The organism is Bradyrhizobium sp. 132 (genome assembly GCF_023074185.1).
In the GTDB taxonomy this organism is placed as follows: domain Bacteria; phylum Pseudomonadota; class Alphaproteobacteria; order Rhizobiales; family Xanthobacteraceae; genus Bradyrhizobium.
This window is the reverse complement of sequence record NZ_JADPKY010000075.1, coordinates 1-17,081: the sequence shown is the minus strand read 5'-3', so window position 1 is coordinate 17,081 and position 17,081 is coordinate 1. Positions and strand designations below refer to the sequence as shown.

The following is a 17,081-nucleotide window of genomic DNA, read 5'->3' as shown; positions in this document are numbered from 1 at the left end:
CGAGAAAGACACTGGGCTGGAAAACGCCGGCAGAAGCGCTTGACGAATTACTGTCATGAGTGAAAACAATTGGTGTTGCGACGACCGTTTGAATCCGCCGAGCATCACCTCTACAACGGTCTGATCTTCCAAAAAGCCGGCAATGGCCGGCCCAAGGGCGGTGCGGAGCATGCGCGCCCCGCGCAACTCGGCTTCCGAATGAAATGAATGTATCGCCACGGCTGCCCCACATGATCGAGGCCCTGCCCTTCAGCGGCCTCATGTGAGACAAGTAGAAAAAGCAGATCCTACGCTATCGCAAGACAGGATCATCACCGTCGTAGTCTGGCGTAGAAACGACAAGAGTCGGAAAGGAAGGTTCGGTAAGCTCGTGTTCGGCGCGCCGAAAGAGGCGCACCCCGTTGGCATCGGCCCGTCAAGCTCGCGTCACCACTCCAGGTGTTCATCCGCCTCCAGGATCGCAGCCTCGCTCGCTCGGATAGCGGCATGAGCCGAGCTCCAGCCGCAGGCCGGTTGGAGTATGGCCGGAGTCCTGCCTTTCCCTTTCCGGCTTTGAAACCATGGAACGGCAAACCAGGCGAGCGCCGCCAGCTGTAGCAGCACGTTCAGTCCGAACGCAGTCTGGTAGGCAATCAAAGGATGGTGGCCGGCCTCAACGGGCCATCGCTCAAGAATCAGTCCCGTCCCGTACTGCACGATGAAGGCCCAGCCAAATTGCAGGACGTTCAAACCACCATTCGCGCGCGCGACCAGTTGGGGCGGGAAATAATCTGCTATGATGGCGTAGGTCAGAGCGGTGGCCGATCCGGCCACCGACACGACGCACCACGGCAGAAGTGAGGGCCAGGGCGGATGCAGGATGAGGGCGATCTCCGCTCCGATCAACAGGGCCGCGACCGCCGCGAACAACACTTCCATATTCCTGCCACGGCTGCGCACCCAGTTTGCAAGCACGCCCAAGACTAGCGCCCCGAGGCTCAAAACGGTCGCCATCACGAACAGCTCACTGACGAGACTTGTTCGATTGAGCCGTTCGATATCGCAAAGCCAAGGTGCCGCCCACAAGGACTGCAGTGCCCAGGCCGATCCGATGCAGGTTGCCGACAGGGGGGCAATCCGCCAGAAGCGTTGATCAGAGTAGATGGTTTTCAGCGTGGCCGGCTTCGTTCTGCCTGATGGACTGTCCACTCGTTCGGGAGCGACCAGATAGATTAAAATGGCAGCAAGCGCGCTTGCGGCGGCCAGCACCGCGAACAGGCCGCGCCAGCCTATCCAGTCCAGGAGCACCTCGGCAGGAGCGGTTGCCGTGACCGCGCCCAACGAACCCAGCATGATCATAAAGCCATTGATGAGGGCCAAACGTTCTCTAGGAAACCAGAGGACGATCATTTTCAGCCCCGACATCAGCGCTGCTGCACTCCCAAGTCCGATTATCGCGCGGGCGATGAGAAGCGAAACGAAACCCGTCGATAGTCCAAAAAGCGCGGCCCCCGCTGCTGCCACGGCCAATAGCAAGCTCTGGACCCGGCGCGGCCCGTAGCGATCCAGTAACATGCCGATGGGAATCTGACCCGCCATGATGACCAGGAAATAGATCGACGTGAGCAGCCCGATGTCGGCAGCGCCAAGCCCCAGATCGGAGCCAAGGGGTCCAGCGATCAGGGTATTGATCGTCCGGAACAGGTAGGCAAGGTAGTACCCGGCCGCGAAGGGAAGAAAGATGCAGGCGATGAGCCGCCACACAGGAAGCGGTTCGATGCGGACCACAGGCGTTGTTTGCGCGGCGAGCCCTTTCAGCCCGCTTCTGCCGTTCTGGACGGTGCGCTCAACACAACGAGCTGGACAGGCTCCGAAAGTTCAGCTTGCTGCCGCCCTCCTCGGCGGCAGCGCGCGGCTCGGAGCCCCCCTCTACAGCGGGTGCGGACGAACCCTCCTGAAGCAGTTCTTCTACAGTTCGCCTCTCTGGTACACCCCTATCGGTTTCAGAGGCGCGCTCGAGCCTTGCCATCTGACCACTGACCCGGTCCAGAGTTTCACGAATGAGCCCTTCGGCCCCTTGCGCAGGAGCCAGAAAACGCTGAAGCGCCGTCTCGACGACCATACTCTTGCCGATTCCTGGGCGTTCGGCCGCGGCTTCAAGCCGCTCAAAGATGCCTTCGGAGAGCTGAACGATGATCTTCTTGGTTCGCAGACCTTCGTTCGAGCTCGGCTGCACCTCGCCATCGAAACCATTCCCAATAGAGCTGGCCTGACCTTCAGCCTCAGCATCGATCTGCATTGTTTCTTCAGCTCCTCAATTGCGACCGCACGAAACGGCATCCGCTTTCCGTGCAGCGTGGCTTTCCGGTCGAAACAGATGAATCGGCCCAGCGATGATGCGTCGACAGAAGGGGCAATCCGACCACGACATCAATCGCGCCGACATTGGCGTCGTAGTCTGGCGTAGCCAAAGAAAGACGAGGCGGGCTCAAGATGAGCGGGATATCTCAGCCTCCTGCGCGGCAGCTAGGGCCACTCGCGAAGTGCCTTCTGGGACCTCAAGAAAGCGCCCCGCGCTTCACGACTCTGTCTCAGTCTGCCTGCGCGCGCGCGCGCCGGCTCGGCTCACCTAGGCCCGGCGCTCGATCGCCAAGGGGGCGTCACAGGCACTCTGCGCGCAGAAGTATCTATTCGGGCTTCTCGGAGGCTTGCACGTCAATGCTTACCTCCTTCAGGACGCTGGATCCGCTCGCAAGTCGTCGTCCCAGCGCTTCGACAAAGCGGTCGTACCGCTCACCGCCCTTAGCGCGAGCGGCAGGGCTCGAATGCTCCGGCAATGCCGGAGTTGAGGTCAGCCAGAACCGGATGAAGAGCGCGACGGTCTCGAGCGTGATGCCATCATTGCGTTCAAGACGCTCGAGCACCCGCACAATCCGATCCAGCCGTTTTGCTATCACAGCCTCGCGCCGATCGGAATCGTCAGGAGAAAGAAAGGAACCTATTGCGGCCTCGACCACCAGCGACTTGGACCGGCCACCGCGGCTTGCGAAGGCCTCGAGCGTTTTGAACGTTTCGGGATCGAGATAGACGCTGAGCTGGACCTTTTTCACGCTGCCTCGCTCACAGATCCATTCCATCGTCCGGATCGAGGGTGACGGTTCGCGCAACTCCCTGCATCGACCGGCTCATCAGTTGCGCCTGGACGGCATCCTCGTCACCCTCGTCGAGCTCGGGGTCGAACTCGTGCTCGCCGGCCGGCGTCTTGATCTCGATTTCCTCATGCTGCGGCAATTCCGGCTCGCGGCGTAAGCCGCCGTTCGCCTCGTCGCTCCTGCCCGCGCGCCTTGTCAGCAGCTGGCGCGACGGCGATATTGGGGCGCGGGCTGACCAGTCATCTGGGCGGGTGGGCTGCTTGTTGGGCTCCAAGCGGGGCGGCTTCAAGACACGTCGCTGGAATTGCGGATCCTCATAGTAGCGGACCTTGTTGGCACGGACCGGGTGCACACCGGAAATCATCACGACCGCGTCTTGCGGAGACAGTTGCATGATTTCGCCGGGGGTCAGCAGCGGACGGGAGGTCTCCTGGCGGCTGACCATCAAGTGCCCAAGCCAAGGGCTCAAGCGGTGGCCCGCATAGTTCTTCATGGCTCGCAATTCGGTCGCAGTTCCGAGCGCGTCGGAGACGCGCTTGGCGGTGCGCTCGTCATTGGTCGAAAAGGCGATCCGGACGTGGCAATTGTCAAGAATCGCATGGTTCGGACCGTAGGCGCGTTCGAGCTGGTTAAGGCTTTGCGTGATGAGAAAGCTGCGGATGCCGTAACCTGCCATAAAGGCGAGTTGGCTCTCGAAAAAGTCGAGCCGGCCGAGGGCTGCAAACTCGTCAAGCATCAGAAGCAGCTTCTGCCGGCGCCGGTCGGGATCAAGGCTCTCGGTCAAACGCCGTCCGATCTGGTTCAGGATGAGCCGCATCAGGGGTTTGGTGCGGACGATGTCCGATGGCGGCACCACGAGGTACAGTGAGACGGATTCAGCGCGGTCAACGAGGTCACGGATGCGCCAATCGCTTCGCGCGGTGATCTTGGCAACTACCGGATCGCGATAGAGCCCGAGGAAGCTCATCGCCGTCGAGAGCACACCCGAGCGCTCGTTCTCACTTTTGTTCAAAAGCTCGCGTGCCGCTGACGCGACGACTGGATGGATGCCCGTCCCAAGATGCGGAGTCGCCAGCATTGCGTTGAGCGTAGCCTCGATCGGGCGAGACGGATCCGAAAGGAAGTTTGCGACCCCCGCAAGGGTCTTATCGGCTTCGGCGTAGAGGACATGCAGGATTGCGCCGACGAGGAGCGAGTGGCTGGTCTTTTCCCAATGATTGCGGCGCTCGAGTGCACCCTCGGGATCGACGAGAATATCAGCGATGTTTTGGGCATCTCGCACCTCGCAATCGCCACGGCGGATCTCGAGGAGTGGATTGTAGGCGGCGCTGGTCGGATTGGTGGGATCGAACAACAGCACGGGCCCAAATTGCGCGCGCCACCCAGAGGTCAACTGGAAGTTCTCACCCTTGATGTCATGGACGATGGTGGAGGCCGGCCAGGTCAGAAGGGTCGGAATGACGAGGCCAACACCCTTGCCGGAGCGCGTCGGCGCAAAGCAAAGCACATGCTCGGGCCCGTCGTGGCGCAGATAATGACGTCCGAACCGGCCGAGCACGACGCCGTCAGGGCCTAACAGCCCGGCCCGTCTGACTTCGCGTAGATCGGCCCAGCGCGCCGAGCCGTAGGTGGTGACGTCCCGCCCTTCATGGGCTCGCAGGACCGAGAGCAACATGGCGAGCGCTATGGCCGCGATGCCGCCACTTGCAGCAATCGCGCCACCCTCCAGAAAAACGACGGGCGCATAAGCATCAAACTTGAACCACCAGCCGAAGAAAGCTGCCGGCTGATAAATCGGCCAATGCCCGAGCTTGAACCAGGGAGCCCCAAGCTGTTGCTGGAACGCAAGCCGCCAGGCTGTCCATTCGGTCGCAGCCCACAGGAACGCGAGCACGATGAGGCAGACCAGGATGACCTGGTGCCAAATGATTTTTGTTGCCGACATGATCGGGATATCTCGGCATATCGACGTGCGCACACAACTACGATGGTGCTCGCGTCGCAGTGGCGCGCGTGGCAGCGCAGAGATCGGCGGGGACAAAGCCGAGATACGTAGCCACCGCCCATTCAAGTTCAGCGGGACTGATAGATCGAGGTTTGCATCACGAGACGGCGCCGAAACGCCTATTATGTGCGTGAGAGGCTCATGGATAGGCGGAAAACGCTGACTTCGCTCAAATAATGTGAAGCGTTCCTGAAGATTGCCCTCCTGGAGCGTTCAAACCCTGGAGGGACGGACGACCTTCGATCGTCGCGAAGTGTCGCTGAATGGGTCCCGGAGTTCTGACGATCGCGCAATAGATAACCTCACCGGCGGCCAAGCTGCCCTTTCCCAAGAGCTACCTGAATCGCATGAGGTTATCATACTTCGGCAATGCTGCTGGCTCAGGTAAGGGTGGAGGTGTGGCGCATTCAAAGACGCGCCTGCTCAGATTGACCACGCCGCTTGCTGGTGCTGTGACCCTGCTACTTGCCGGGATAGTCGTGACAGACGCGGCCGACTGCCCACGGCAGGATGTGCTCGGCACCTCCCGCGTCCTCGAGGTCGATGCAAAGGCCCACCCGCGCGTTGGATTGAACAGCTTTCGGGAAACGCTCCCTTTGGCCGACCATGAGGTCGTCCTCACCTTTGACGACGGGCCGCGGCCGCCGAGCACGCAAAAGGTACTGGCGGCGCTCGCCAAGGAATGCGTACGGGCCACGTTCTTTCTGGTCGGCAAGTCCTCCGCAAAGTCTCCAGAGCTCGTTCGCCGAATTGCTGCCGAGGGCCACACCATCGCACACCACAGCTGGTCGCATACGATAATGTCGAAGATGACCTTCGAACAGGCCAAGAAGGATATTGCTCGTGGAATTGCCGCCGATGAGACGGCGGCCAAGGGCGTCTCCACCCAAAGCTCGCCGTCGCGCTTTTTCCGGTTTCCGTATTTTGACTCGACCCCAGCGACGCTCGAATTCTTGCGTTCGCGCGGGATTGTGGTGTTTGGAGCTGATCTCTCGGCGGGCGACTGGGAGGACCTAACCCCAGAACAAGAACTAAAGACTGTTACCGAGAGATTGGAGGTCTCAAGCAAGGGCATCATTCTGCTGCATGATGCCCAGGCCCGAACGGCCGCCATGATGCCGGCGTTCTTGCGCTATCTGCACGAGAATGGCTACCGAATCGTGCATCTGGTGCCGGCTGGCCCGATCGAGAGCAACGCTGAAGTCACCCCAGCGGCAAGCCGCAGCAGTTCGCGGCAATGACAGCGGGTAGATCGGGTTAATCTAACCAACTGGTTCTCACGGTGCGCCCGGGTCCAGATCGATGCTATGGCACGGCCGTATCGCCCACTAGCGAGGATATCTTCTTTGGCGAGGTCGGGTCCCTTTTCAGGAGGGATCCCGATCCAACCGTTGCCGCCGCCGTCGGTGATGTCGGCCTTATCCGATCCGGAGATTCTCGGCTGATACTTTGCCGGAACGACCAGCCGTGGCCTCGAAGCTTATCCGAGCGCCTTCTGCCAAGCCGGTGTATCCGGCCTTTTCAACGGCGCTGATGTGCACAAAGACGTCGGGGCCGCCGTCATCCGGCTTGATGAAACCGTAGCCCTTGGTCGTGTTAAACCACTTTACAGTACCGATCGTCACCGTCACTTCTCCTAAATGAACACATGCGATCTAGCCAAAACTCGCACCAGCATCAAGATCTCCAGGAGGAGACAGTTGCTCGGAACCGACACGCAGAATGGTCGAACCAGCAAATGTCCCGCCCCCAAGACCCGCCGGGACGTGGTTGGCGTGAGCGCGACTACAGCAAACTTCTTCTCGCGACAAAAGGATAGCGCGCTTGGCTTGTACATGGGCGAGCGCAGCCGCAGTGGAGCATCGCAGCCCAGCGAAGAGACTGCCAGTCAAAGTGACAGGCCCCGTTTGCGGCCCCCGGACCAATCGACATTGCCTGGACTTGCGATCCCGCTCACCTGTTTGCCCAGTTCCCGCTCTAGTGAAGGAGCCCATGGCACGAGCTGAAAGCCGAGCCCATTATCAATCATGGCAAATCGCCCCGAGGCGAGAGAAAGCCGCTGTCGGTACGTCCCCGAAACCTGTTCACCTGATCGAGCAGGTAGATGAGTAAGCCCCGTCTCCTCAGCAAGGCGCCGACCGGCGCTATCGACCTCGCGACTTCGCAAGGTCTCGATCAGATTGCGGCCAAGCCGCACTTTGTCGCCGTGCCGCTGGGCAAGTCCGTACTCTGCCAGCACATCAATTCGCTGTTCCAGGGCTGCCCGGACCTCTGCGCCGAAACCGGCGCGCGAGAACTCAGCAGGCTCGCGCGCCACAAGCTGCCGGTCGAGCCATGTGGCGCCTTCCGCGGTGACCTGCTTTTCGAGGACGAGTTCCGATCTTACCGCAAGTGCGATGCGTGTCCGTCCCCTCGCATCCTCAAAGCGGCGGAGTTCCACGACGCCGCCAATCGGCCCGTCGCCAGCCGCATCGATATCGGGGAGTTTGAGGTGATGGACCCGCCCGTCTATGCCGTCGACAATGGCAAAGGCATCGCCCCTCAGCTCGTCGTCGTGTCCGCGGGCGACGAGACGGCCAATGATCGGTTCACCGTGATGCTCGCCTTCGAGCGCAAAGGAGGACGGTGAACGTGCGAGACCATCCTTGGCAATCGCCTTGTGCAGCCGCTTGATGATGTCGCCGCGCTCGCCAAGCACCCTCAGGCGTGGCTCGGCGTCTTCGGCCAAGACCCAGCGAGCGGGCCCCGCCGGCTCTGCCACACCCAGGCGCTCCAGCATCCGCATCCGCCCGATCCGAATGTCTCGTAACGGGTCCCGGGCACCATCCCGTTCCGGCCTTAAATCGATGACCCCATCGGCCAATCCCGCTTGCCGCGCGAGCACCCGGTCGAGCCTGGTCCATCGTTCGGCGCTCACCTCGGCTTCCAGCCCTTCGCGGATCTGGAGCTCGGATCGAGGACCCAGTTCGCGGGTGACGAGATCGCCGGCCCGGGCCCGCAAGCCAGTTGCGATGTAGTCGCGACTGATGACGAGGTCTTTTCCATCATCGGCGCGGCCGCGCACGAGAATATGAATGTGCGGGTGTTCCGTATTCCAGTGATCGACCGCGACCCATTCGAGGCGCGTTCCAAGGTCGCGTGAGGCCTGATCCATGAGCTCACGGGTGAAGCTGCGCAGGCTGGTGAGCTCGCCTGCATCATCGGGCGAAACGATGAAGCGGAAATGATGCCGGTCACCCTCGCAGCGTTCGGCGAAGGCGCGGCCGTCTGCTTCATCTCCGAGAGCGTCAAAGAGCTTGCCTGGCGCTCCGTCCCGGGTGACCCCGTCACGCTGCAGATAACCAAGATGGGCCCGCAGCGCCCCGGGCGTGCGCATTCGGCGAACCACCCGCGCCTTGACCATGGCGCCGCGAGCGCGGTTGTTGAGCAGTCTGGATGCTGCAAGACTCGCGGCGCGTCCACGTCCGAAGTTTGTTCCACGACGATAGCCGTGTGACAGACCGCCGGCCTTCTGCGCGGCTCTGAGGGCCTGCGCCAGAAACGGCTTTGCCCGCGGCGCTCGCGTAGAGCGAATGCGGCCAGGGCGGATTCGGAAGTCGTCCTTACCGGCCATCGTTTGTCGGCAGAGTGCAAAAAGCTGAGCCGCGGCTGCAATTTGGCAAAACTGAAAATGTGCGCTCAAGATTCGCAAGTTGCATTGGATGATTGAAACTAAAGCCAGATTTCTCACAACCGACCGGCCGCACCTTGCGGCTTTTATCCTGCCATCCCCGGTCCGCTCCTTCCGCCCGTGTCCTCATCACTTTCCAAAATGCGAGACCTTGCGATGGCATGCGAGCAGATGCGATTATCGTCATTGAGACTTCGCCTCGTCCGATCGCGGCACGAACAGACCAATCGCATGGGGCACAAGTCCAATTGTGTTGGGGGTCAGCGTGTCTTTCGACGAAGGCATTTCATGCAGAGCAGATACTGAGCCCCGGTCAGTCGACGCGCGATATAATCGCGGAACGAACAGCCTGGCTTGCTTCCAATTTGTGCCGTGACCGGGGACCGAAGTATCGCGCGCGCGCTGTATGATGCCAGTCAATGGCTCGAGTTTGTTCAGGTACGCCAGGGTTTCTTCAGGCAGCGCGCGCCCCGTCGTCAGATGCTCCTCGTAGCGCTTGGGGCCTGCGTTGTAGGCGGCGAGAAATCCGTCCGAGCCGAACCGGTCCAGCATCTCTCGCAGGTAGGCGGCCCCGGCGAAAATGTTGTCATGTGGGTCAAAGGGGTCGATGCCTAGATTGTAGCGGGCGCTCAGGTCGACCCACGTCCCTGGCATGATTTGCATCAAGCCCAGGGCACCTCGAGATGACACGGCGTGCGCTTTGCCACTGCTTTCGACCTGGATCACGGCACAAACCAATTGCACGGGAACTGCAAAGCGGCGGGACGCCTCGGCAATGAAGGGTGCATATGGGACGAATTTGCCAAGGCATGTTGAGGGCGGAGCAGGCGCCTGCAATTCGGATTGGGCTCGACAGCTCGACGGCAATTCGACAGCTGCAGAAGCTGCCAGGAATGCCACGACGACATGCAGGGATGGACGGCATGCCCGCATCGTCTCGAACGCAGCCTGAGAGAAGTCAACGTGCGGCCTTTGCAGCTGATCATCATCGGCGCGCCCGCATCTGCTGACGAGCCTGGCCGTGAAGGAGCAAAGGGATTGTGGTCCGCGGAAGCATGATGAAGTGGCAAGTCGATGAAGCAAGGCAAGCATGGTCATTCGTCCTTTGTCCACACTGGCAAAGCCTGGCCGATGACGGCGGAGGCCGCGATCGGCCCGAAATAGCGGCCGTCAAAAGAATCGGCCGATTGCCAGTTCATCAGAAAGATCTGGTCGGCCATCAGGACGTGGCAGCCTTGCCATGCAGGCAAAGGCCGCCCACGGCCATCGCGCTCGCGGGCCTCGCCCATCTCGATGCCGTCGACGAGGATAGTGAGTTCTCGTCTGCAGACGGTGTGCCCAGGGAGCGCCAAGACCCGCTTGAGCATGGGAATGCCGAGCGGCAGATAGCCGTTCAAATCAAGGAAGGACGCAAGCGGGTCAGGCGGGCGAACGGCTACGAGCGAGGTGACACGGAGACGCTCTACCGGCTGCAAGCGGTAAAGACCGATCGGCACGCTGTGCGAAGCGTTCCAAATATACCATGGCGCTGTGCCCCGGTCGGCGGAGAGCGCAATAGCCGTGCCCCCGCACATTGCAAGAATTGTTATGAGCCGGCCCATCAGAGTGTCACCCTTTGGCGCCGGAGCCACGCCTGGTGACGCGCACGGGTGTAGCTTCGCGGAGTCTCATTCACCGAAAGGCGGTTGTGCGCGTGGTGCCAGTAGTCGGGCGCCACGTCGGCAGGATCGATGCCCAGTGCTTCCACCGCCTCGATCAGCTGCAGGACACGTTCGACCTTCGGCCAACCTGACAATCTCAGCAGGCTCTCCCCGCCCGGACTGATCCAAGGCACGGTCGAGTAGCGTTGCCCTGGCGCGCACGCGCGCAGAATATCGATGCGTGACAGTACGGTTCCGAAGTCATTGGAACTCCAGCGTACGAACGCAAAAACGCTGCCAGGCGCAAATGAAAGAACACGCCGGTGATGGTCGATGATCGCTTCCGACATTGGCCGGCCGAACCGAATGCAGTTTTCGATGCGTTTCTCGAGCCACAGGAGCTCAACCGTCGTGAGATTATTCATATGAAAATTCCATATCGCAGGATGGCACGGGCGGTGCTGAGACGTGGCGATCTGAAATCCAGGACGAGGAGGCGTGATAGGCAAACGACAGGCGAGGCGAAGCACGACTGCTCCGCGCTCACGGCCGCGTCAGGACGCCAAGCGCGCCTTGGGAGGAGATAGCGCTCCTGCAGGTCCAGGACTGCGAAGATCCATTTCCAGGAAGCAAGACGCAGCTCAGCCGCTGTCGTGCGGAGATTGGCGCAGGCGGTAGGCTCGCTGGACAGCCACGGACTCTGCAGGGACGTGGATTGGGGATCCGTTAGAAGGAATCCGAAGGATTCCGGGTTAGGAAAGTTAGAGGAAGCGGAAGCTCCTCTGTGGCAAGGGCTTTTCCGCGATAACGGTCCCTGATCGCACGCGTTTTCGGTCCCCGATGGCACGGTGGCGCTGGTCCCTGATAGCACGGCGGGATTCACAGGTTTTCCCCCGAGCCGGAGATAAGCCCGCGCTTGCGCAGCCGGTTGGTAAGCGGGTCGACCGGAGTGGGAGCGAAGTTTAGCCGTTCCGTCCCATTTGGGTCGTGCGAGATGACCAGTTCATATCCTGGCAATCTCTGCTGTCGAACGATCTGGCGCAGGTCGTATGCGAAGTGCTTGAGTGGCGATAGGCAGCCCGATTTGGCGTGGAGGTGCACAAGATCAAAGCTCCAGCCGCCCTTTTGGCGACCGCCGTGCTTGCGCACGAGGCGATAAAGCCAGCGCTCCAGTCCACCAGTCAGATCGAAATATGCGCGGTCGATCGTCAGCACGAGTGCTTCGTTCAGGACACCCGTGTAGAACCAGTCTGGCAGGATCAGCTCGAGCCCGCGGGCGCGGCCGTGCATATCCGTCGTCTCTTTCCATTCATTGATCCACGAGAACCGATGCTGCCGACGCTCTGTCGGCTGGCGAATGGATGTCATCACGGTCGTCGATTGCAGCCGGTCGAGCGCAGCCTTGAGGCGATCGTAGTCGCGCACGCTTGTGCCGCGTCCAACGAAAGTCAGGATCTCGTAAGGGGTGGCGGCCATCAACCGCGACGTCTTTAAACCTGCATCACGCGCCTGGATAATTTGCGAGGCGGCCCAGATCAGCACGTCCGCATCCCAGATGGTCGCCATGCCATGTTCCGGCACAGCTTCGACACGGATTCTGATTGTCCCGGCCCCGAAATCGATGGGAACGGTCCGCTTTGACTTCGCCAGCGAAAAGAACGGATAAGCCATTAGGTCTTGCGCGTCGCGCGGCGCGAGATCACCGGGAAGAGCCCGAAACAGATCGAGCTGATCCCGTTCTGAGTTGCGCCGCCAGCGCGCAAAGGAGTCGCTGTCCGGCATGGGTCAGCGCCGCTCCTTGCCTGCGTAAGCGATGGGCGCGTGCCGCTTGGCGGGCAAGACCGTGCCAACCCCGGGATCGCTGGTGGACGTTTTGGCGCCGCGGTCCACCCATGCTTTCAGGTCTTCGAGCGCGTAGACGACGCGGCCGCCCAGCTTGCGGTAGGTCGGACCTGTGCCATAGGTGCGATGCTTTTCGAGGGTGCGGCCGGAGAGGCCAAGAAAGCGTGCGGCTTCTGGTGTGCGAAGATAGCGCTGCGGCGTGCCGGCGTTCGGGTCGGGCATCGGATGGCTCCCGTGATGTCATGGAGCACGACGGAGTTTGATCGCGCGTCGACGGACACCATGGAGGAGCAAACGCACGTGAGGGGATGCCGAACATTGTTAGGACGATTTCGGCACCCCTCCTTTTGGTTTCGCGCTGCGATCGCGCAAAGAGGACTGCAGGCTTTGGTAGTCAGCAATCGGCCGACGATTCTGCTGCGCAGCTCGGGACGTCTCAGTTGTTGGGGCGTGGTGCGGGGGAGCTCGAAGCGTTCCGATGCGCCGCAGGCGATCGGCACGCATGGCGCGTAAGATCCAACCGCGGGCCGCCCGGCCGGTGAAGTCAGCGGGAGGGCGAGAGGCGCCAAACCTGACCTGGTTGCATCAGTTGTGCGCTATGCAGATCTATGTCTTGCGGGATCTCGATCGAAACAATGCACGGTAGCCGGCACGCACGATGAAGCGGCCGGCTTTGACCAGGCGAATGGTACGGCTGCGCAGGTCGTGGGTCTTCCAGCCGCGTTCGATGAGCCGCTTTTTGCCGAACATCACCCCCGCGATCATTCGATAGGATGCGCCATCCTCATGCCCATCCCGCGCTCGCAGAGCCAGGCCGAGCTTTTTCCGCTGCGGGGCCGAAAGCCGATGAAAGGCAGGTCCCGGCGGGCGGCCGTTCAACGCTCGCCATAGGCGATGTGCGGCGTGCGCGCGCGCGACGAAATTCTCATCGAGCGGCAATTCGGTGGCATACCGGATGTCGAGTCGCGGGGCCTCTCTGAGCCATAACCGATGCTGCGTGCCTTGGACCAGCAAGAGGGCATGCCAGCCGTCCGCTGCTTGCCTCATGGTGGCCGACGTAAGGTCAGCAAGCGGAAGTACTATGTCCGGACCTTGAGAGCCGGACGCGCTCCGAATGATCGGCACCACCGTTGGCATCGCCTCGGGCGCCCAGAAGATGGTCTGCTCGTAGAAAGACCCTTGCGGGTCATGGGCGAAAGCAGACGCCCCATCTCCTTCTGAACTCGGGGCTTACGTGCCCGCCTTTGGCGCGCGCCTCCCGGTAGTCCCTTTGATATTCAGGATTGCGGCGGAGGAGCTCCCACGCGAAATCTTCGATTTCACCTGAAGTAATTGCGGGCTGATAACTCTCCGCTGAGCGCCAGTCGTATGTCGACATTAAGATAACCCCAAAGCCAGACCGTAGTAGGAGACGATCTAAGTAACCTTCAGTTGTTCGACAAGTCAGTAATCTGGCATCACGCGATGCCTGCAGGGCATCACGAGAATTGCCGGAGACGGCTATTCTCGAGAAAAAGCTTGCGACAGCTGATTTCTGCTACTTGCCGGTGCCGCCGCGAAGCAAGTCGCGATAGCCGCGGTCCGCCATCCAATTTGCTCGGGCCAGATGAGTATCGAAGGCCGTGCGGGCGCGTGTCGGCTCCCGATCGGGATCGATGTGCAGGACGATTCGCGAGACTTCCCTCCAATCAGCACCCGCGGCTGCTGCATCAAGCAGCCGCCAATAGGTCACCAGAAGCTTCTCATCATAGGAGGTAAGGACTGGATCATCCGGTGCTGAATCGGCGACCTCGGGCTCGAGCGGCGGCATCTGCATGGCTGTACCATCAACTTCCTTGCTCGATCCTACTTAATTTCTGCATGGCATGCCACAACCGTGCCATAAAGCCACAAGACGCCGGATCCATTTCTCCACGTCCGTCTGCGCGAACAGCGCCCGCCTTAGCTAAACCTGGTCGAGCCCTAGCTGAGCGAGACCTCGCCGCCGGTGGACCCAATCGCCCTTTGCGAGATTCCGATCTCAAGTAGGGACGGAGAGAATTGAGTTCTTAACTGGGATGGCCAGGTGGTAAATCCTGCTATCTACCTGCGCCGCCGCGCAACAAATGACGGTAGCCGTGATCTGCCAACCATCTTGCGCGCGCCAGATGGCTATCGAACGCGGTTCGAGCCCGCACGGATTGGCCCTCTCCCTCCGGATCGATATGCAGCACGATGCGAGCCACTTCCTTCCAATCAGCGCCATCGGCCACCGCGTCGAGAAGCCGCCAATACGTCATCAGATGCTCCTCGTCATAGGGCGTGATCGCGGGATCTGCGGGTGCAGAGGTCGCGACATCTGGGTCAAGCGGCGGAGTTTTCATGGAGTTCCTGCCAAGAAGTAGAGCGGCATCTGTGTACTTCCACCCCGCGCTTCTTGAACGCAGCAGCTGTAGCCGCATTCTGGAAACCGACAACATAGAAAGCAGCCGAAAAATGCCGCGCTTGATGGTTTGTCGAGAATACTCCGTGGTGAAATACTCTACAATAGCATGGCCTCTCGCGCATGGATATACGCGAGATATTGGCGATCAATTTGAGGAAGTATAGACAAGCCCGTGGCCTGTCACAGGAGGAGCTGGCACATCGTGCTGAGATTGACCGGACCTACATCAGCTCGCTCGAGCGGAGTGTTTATGCGGCCGGTATAGATGTCGTCGAGCGTCTTGCGCGCGCTCTTGGCGTTGAGGTCACGGACCTGCTGACACGTCCTACGAAGAAATATCCGCGGCCAGACTAGAGGTGGATACCTAGTCGCATTTCGCCGCCGACCGGCTGATCGAGTCATGCGGCCGTCTTGGGGCAACGATAAAGCACCCTGCGCAATGGAGATCACGCTGCGATACTATCCCGTCCCCTCCGCCGCCCGCGTCTCGGAGGTGACCGTGGACACGTACTCGAAGCGCCGAAGCTGATCTGCTGATCTGGCAGAGCAAGCCGGAAACCGCGTTCCGCCTTCGCGGCCGGATCGACGAGATTTTGGATGCCGCCGAGTTGGGCCCACTCCTCGTGGTGCCAAGCGCTTCTATCGACGAGTCACGTCGATTTGGTCTTCGCGCATTCCGATGGGATTCTTAAGCTGAGCCTTGGTCGTCTTGCCAAACGTGCAGGCGAGCACGACTGGACTGGCCTGCTTGTTGAGACGCCAATACGCTGCGACGAGGTGACCGCCGCTCGTACAAACATCATCGACCAATATCACAGGACCTGACAGCGTTCGCGCGATGCGGTACGCGCTCTCGAAATGCTTCGGATCTCGAGGGCCGCCCTCGCGCGACTTCTGCTGGACCTCACTAAAGACCAGCGCCGGCACAACCTTCAGTTTGCCGTTGCCATTTGCAGCGATCTTCTCTGCCAATTCGAGTGTCTTGAATCCGGGCGTCGTGGAGGCGATGACGTGCGAATTCGGGATAGGCACTAGAGAGGCCTCACCGGGATAATGACGCGCAATCATCCGGGCGAGTGCTCGAGGGATTCGCTCTACGAACTCCGACACATTGGACTGATCGAACCGGCGCACCTTCTCGCCGATCTTGAAGTCAAAATATCCCTTAATGGAATCGCCCTTGAGCGCCTTCACCATCTTAGTGGCTACATAATCTTCGTCCCGCCACTCTACATCAGTGTCGGTGAGATATGCACAGAGGCTCAGATGCTTGAGGTCAGGCAATGGCGTGGAGCACGTCGTCGATCGATGACAGAACTCCGACCTTCGGCTTGCCAATGAAGTTCTTTGGCCATGATAGGACGGGGTCGTCGACTACGGACTTCGCGATGAACAACCAGCGGCCGAGCCGTCCGCACTCGGCAGCTTGATGCAAGGTCCCGGATGTATCGGAGGCTTCGATGATCACGGTCGCGTCGCTGACGGCAGCCATCACTCGATTCCGTACCGGAAAGTTGGATCGGAACACGCGATCGCCATCTTTGAAGGGCGACATCAGCAGGTGATGAGCGTAAATTTGCTGTTGAAGGCTGGCGTTCTCGGCTGGATATGCCTTGTCCAACGGCGTCCCAATGACGGCAGCAACATGGCCGCCATGTTCGATAGCAGAGCCCAGCGCGGCGGTATCAACGCCTTTGGCTAGGCCGCTCACGATTGTTACACCACGCTTTGCGAGCTCACGTGCCAACTGAGACGCACGTTTCCACCCAGCGTCCGAAACCGCACGGGTGCCTACAATCGAGACAGTGGGAGCGTCGAGTAGATCGAGGTTGCCAGCATAGAATACGGTTGCCTCTCTCTCCGTTGCAGCGTCGCGCAGGAAATCCATCTGCCGGTCGTCAAGGGCCGGTCGACCAATGCGTTTCAGAAGGTCCGGAAATGGATAGGCATGCCGTTCGGGAGGAGGCGTGTATTCACTTCTCCTTCGCCGGGAAGAGCCGGCGGGCGTTGAGCCGCTAGTTGCGTGGAGGGGCATGCTGCGAATCCGCAAATGATGGTTTCAGAGTTTACCGGCATTAACGTCTGTGTTCAGGGTTTTTTTCCTGGACAGGCAGTTAGCGCTTGTCGGCGCAGGGGCGGCAGGCGCTAGGGTCGGGCGCGGCCACAAAAACTATGACTAATCAATAGCTTAGTGAAGCAATTGGCCGAACAATGTTTTTCGCCGTTCTCCCCGGCGCCGGAAGCCGTAGCGAGCATGTTGGTCTCTAGCCTAGGGTTCAGACTCAATTGATCCAATAGGCGACGATGGCGGCGAGGTGGACGGCAGCCAAGAAGTTTCTGGCAAGTTTGTCGTAGCGAGTTGCGACAC

19 protein-coding genes and 2 pseudogenes are annotated in these 17,081 nt (G+C 60.5%); 2 read left to right on the top strand and 19 right to left on the bottom strand.

Going from position 1 to position 17,081, the window contains the following annotated elements; all coding sequences use genetic code 11:
- Window positions 1-99 precede the first annotated feature (99 nt).
- From IVA74_RS41170 to IVA74_RS12260, 5 genes and pseudogenes are all read right to left on the bottom strand, one after another.
- A pseudogene (locus tag IVA74_RS41170) lies at window positions 100-219 on the bottom strand (P-type conjugative transfer ATPase TrbB); the annotation flags it as partial.
- Between the two features lie 207 nt (window positions 220-426).
- Window positions 427-1,743, bottom strand: a complete 1,317-nt coding sequence (locus IVA74_RS12275) for an MFS transporter (protein ID WP_247343522.1) — start codon at window positions 1,741-1,743, stop codon at window positions 427-429.
- An 82-nt stretch (window positions 1,744-1,825) separates the two neighbouring features.
- Window positions 1,826-2,278, bottom strand: coding sequence for a hypothetical protein (locus IVA74_RS12270; protein ID WP_247343514.1), 453 nt, complete (start codon window positions 2,276-2,278; stop codon window positions 1,826-1,828).
- A gap of 388 nt (window positions 2,279-2,666) precedes the next feature.
- Window positions 2,667-3,089 (bottom strand): CopG family transcriptional regulator, encoded by a 423-nt coding sequence (locus tag IVA74_RS12265; RefSeq protein WP_247343511.1) that lies wholly within the window; start codon window positions 3,087-3,089, stop codon window positions 2,667-2,669.
- 10 nt (window positions 3,090-3,099) lie between these two features.
- Entirely contained in the window at window positions 3,100-5,076 is a 1,977-nt protein-coding gene (locus IVA74_RS12260) for a conjugal transfer protein TraG (protein ID WP_247343508.1), read from the bottom strand.
- Between the two features lie 512 nt (window positions 5,077-5,588).
- Between IVA74_RS12260 and IVA74_RS12255 the strand changes: the two genes are divergently transcribed.
- The gene (locus tag IVA74_RS12255; RefSeq protein WP_247343519.1) at window positions 5,589-6,377 is read left to right on the top strand and encodes a polysaccharide deacetylase family protein; all 789 of its coding nucleotides are present in this window, start codon (window positions 5,589-5,591) and stop codon (window positions 6,375-6,377) included.
- A gap of 177 nt (window positions 6,378-6,554) precedes the next feature.
- Here the strand turns inward: IVA74_RS12255 and IVA74_RS12250 are convergent, their stop codons facing one another.
- The 11 genes from IVA74_RS12250 to IVA74_RS12200 form a co-directional block, all read right to left on the bottom strand.
- Complete coding sequence (locus IVA74_RS12250) at window positions 6,555-6,761, bottom strand: cold-shock protein (RefSeq protein ID WP_247343505.1); 207 nt, start codon at window positions 6,759-6,761, stop codon at window positions 6,555-6,557.
- 263 nt (window positions 6,762-7,024) lie between these two features.
- Window positions 7,025-8,749: a DUF3363 domain-containing protein gene (locus IVA74_RS12245; protein WP_247343516.1), complete on the bottom strand. Its 1,725-nt coding sequence runs from the start codon at window positions 8,747-8,749 to the stop codon at window positions 7,025-7,027.
- A 240-nt stretch (window positions 8,750-8,989) separates the two neighbouring features.
- Window positions 8,990-9,904, bottom strand: coding sequence for a lytic transglycosylase domain-containing protein (locus tag IVA74_RS12240; RefSeq protein WP_247343503.1), 915 nt, complete (start codon window positions 9,902-9,904; stop codon window positions 8,990-8,992).
- The gene (locus tag IVA74_RS12235; protein WP_247343500.1) at window positions 9,901-10,407 is read right to left on the bottom strand and encodes a S26 family signal peptidase; all 507 of its coding nucleotides are present in this window, start codon (window positions 10,405-10,407) and stop codon (window positions 9,901-9,903) included. Before IVA74_RS12235 ends, IVA74_RS12240 begins: the two co-directional genes overlap by 4 nt.
- A complete protein-coding gene (locus IVA74_RS12230) occupies window positions 10,407-10,871 on the bottom strand; it encodes a DUF2840 domain-containing protein (RefSeq protein ID WP_247343496.1) in 465 nt (154 codons plus the stop codon). The genes IVA74_RS12235 and IVA74_RS12230 overlap by 1 nt, the downstream gene beginning before the upstream one ends.
- A 454-nt stretch (window positions 10,872-11,325) precedes the next feature.
- On the bottom strand, window positions 11,326-12,228 hold the full coding sequence (locus IVA74_RS12225; protein ID WP_247343493.1) for a replication initiator protein A: 903 nt from the start codon (window positions 12,226-12,228) through the stop codon (window positions 11,326-11,328).
- A 3-nt stretch (window positions 12,229-12,231) separates the two neighbouring features.
- On the bottom strand, window positions 12,232-12,510 hold the full coding sequence (locus IVA74_RS12220) for a helix-turn-helix domain-containing protein (RefSeq protein WP_018457391.1): 279 nt from the start codon (window positions 12,508-12,510) through the stop codon (window positions 12,232-12,234).
- A 384-nt stretch (window positions 12,511-12,894) separates the two neighbouring features.
- The gene (locus IVA74_RS12215; protein ID WP_247343490.1) at window positions 12,895-13,335 is read right to left on the bottom strand and encodes a DUF2285 domain-containing protein; all 441 of its coding nucleotides are present in this window, start codon (window positions 13,333-13,335) and stop codon (window positions 12,895-12,897) included.
- Between the two features lie 139 nt (window positions 13,336-13,474).
- Window positions 13,475-13,666, bottom strand: a complete 192-nt coding sequence (locus IVA74_RS12210) for a DUF6499 domain-containing protein (protein ID WP_247343486.1) — start codon at window positions 13,664-13,666, stop codon at window positions 13,475-13,477.
- Window positions 13,667-13,825: 159 nt separating this feature from the next.
- On the bottom strand, window positions 13,826-14,104 hold the full coding sequence (locus IVA74_RS12205; RefSeq protein WP_247343483.1) for a DUF2285 domain-containing protein: 279 nt from the start codon (window positions 14,102-14,104) through the stop codon (window positions 13,826-13,828).
- Between the two features lie 262 nt (window positions 14,105-14,366).
- Window positions 14,367-14,651 (bottom strand): DUF2285 domain-containing protein, encoded by a 285-nt coding sequence (locus IVA74_RS12200; protein ID WP_247343480.1) that lies wholly within the window; start codon window positions 14,649-14,651, stop codon window positions 14,367-14,369.
- Window positions 14,652-14,833: 182 nt separating this feature from the next.
- Between IVA74_RS12200 and IVA74_RS12195 the strand changes: the two genes are divergently transcribed.
- Window positions 14,834-15,067 carry a helix-turn-helix transcriptional regulator gene (locus IVA74_RS12195; RefSeq protein WP_247343478.1) on the top strand — a complete coding sequence of 78 codons (234 nt, stop codon included), beginning with the start codon at window positions 14,834-14,836 and terminating at the stop codon, window positions 15,065-15,067.
- Between the two features lie 285 nt (window positions 15,068-15,352).
- Here IVA74_RS12195 and IVA74_RS12190 read toward each other — a convergent pair whose 3' ends face one another.
- The 3 genes and pseudogenes from IVA74_RS12190 to IVA74_RS12180 all read right to left on the bottom strand — a co-directional run.
- Entirely contained in the window at window positions 15,353-15,910 is a 558-nt protein-coding gene (locus IVA74_RS12190; RefSeq protein ID WP_247343475.1) for a hypothetical protein, read from the bottom strand.
- 79 nt (window positions 15,911-15,989) lie between these two features.
- Window positions 15,990-16,601, bottom strand: coding sequence for a DNA-processing protein DprA (locus tag IVA74_RS12185; RefSeq protein ID WP_247343472.1), 612 nt, complete (start codon window positions 16,599-16,601; stop codon window positions 15,990-15,992).
- A gap of 394 nt (window positions 16,602-16,995) precedes the next feature.
- Window positions 16,996-17,081: pseudogene (locus tag IVA74_RS12180) on the bottom strand (IS5/IS1182 family transposase); the annotation flags it as partial.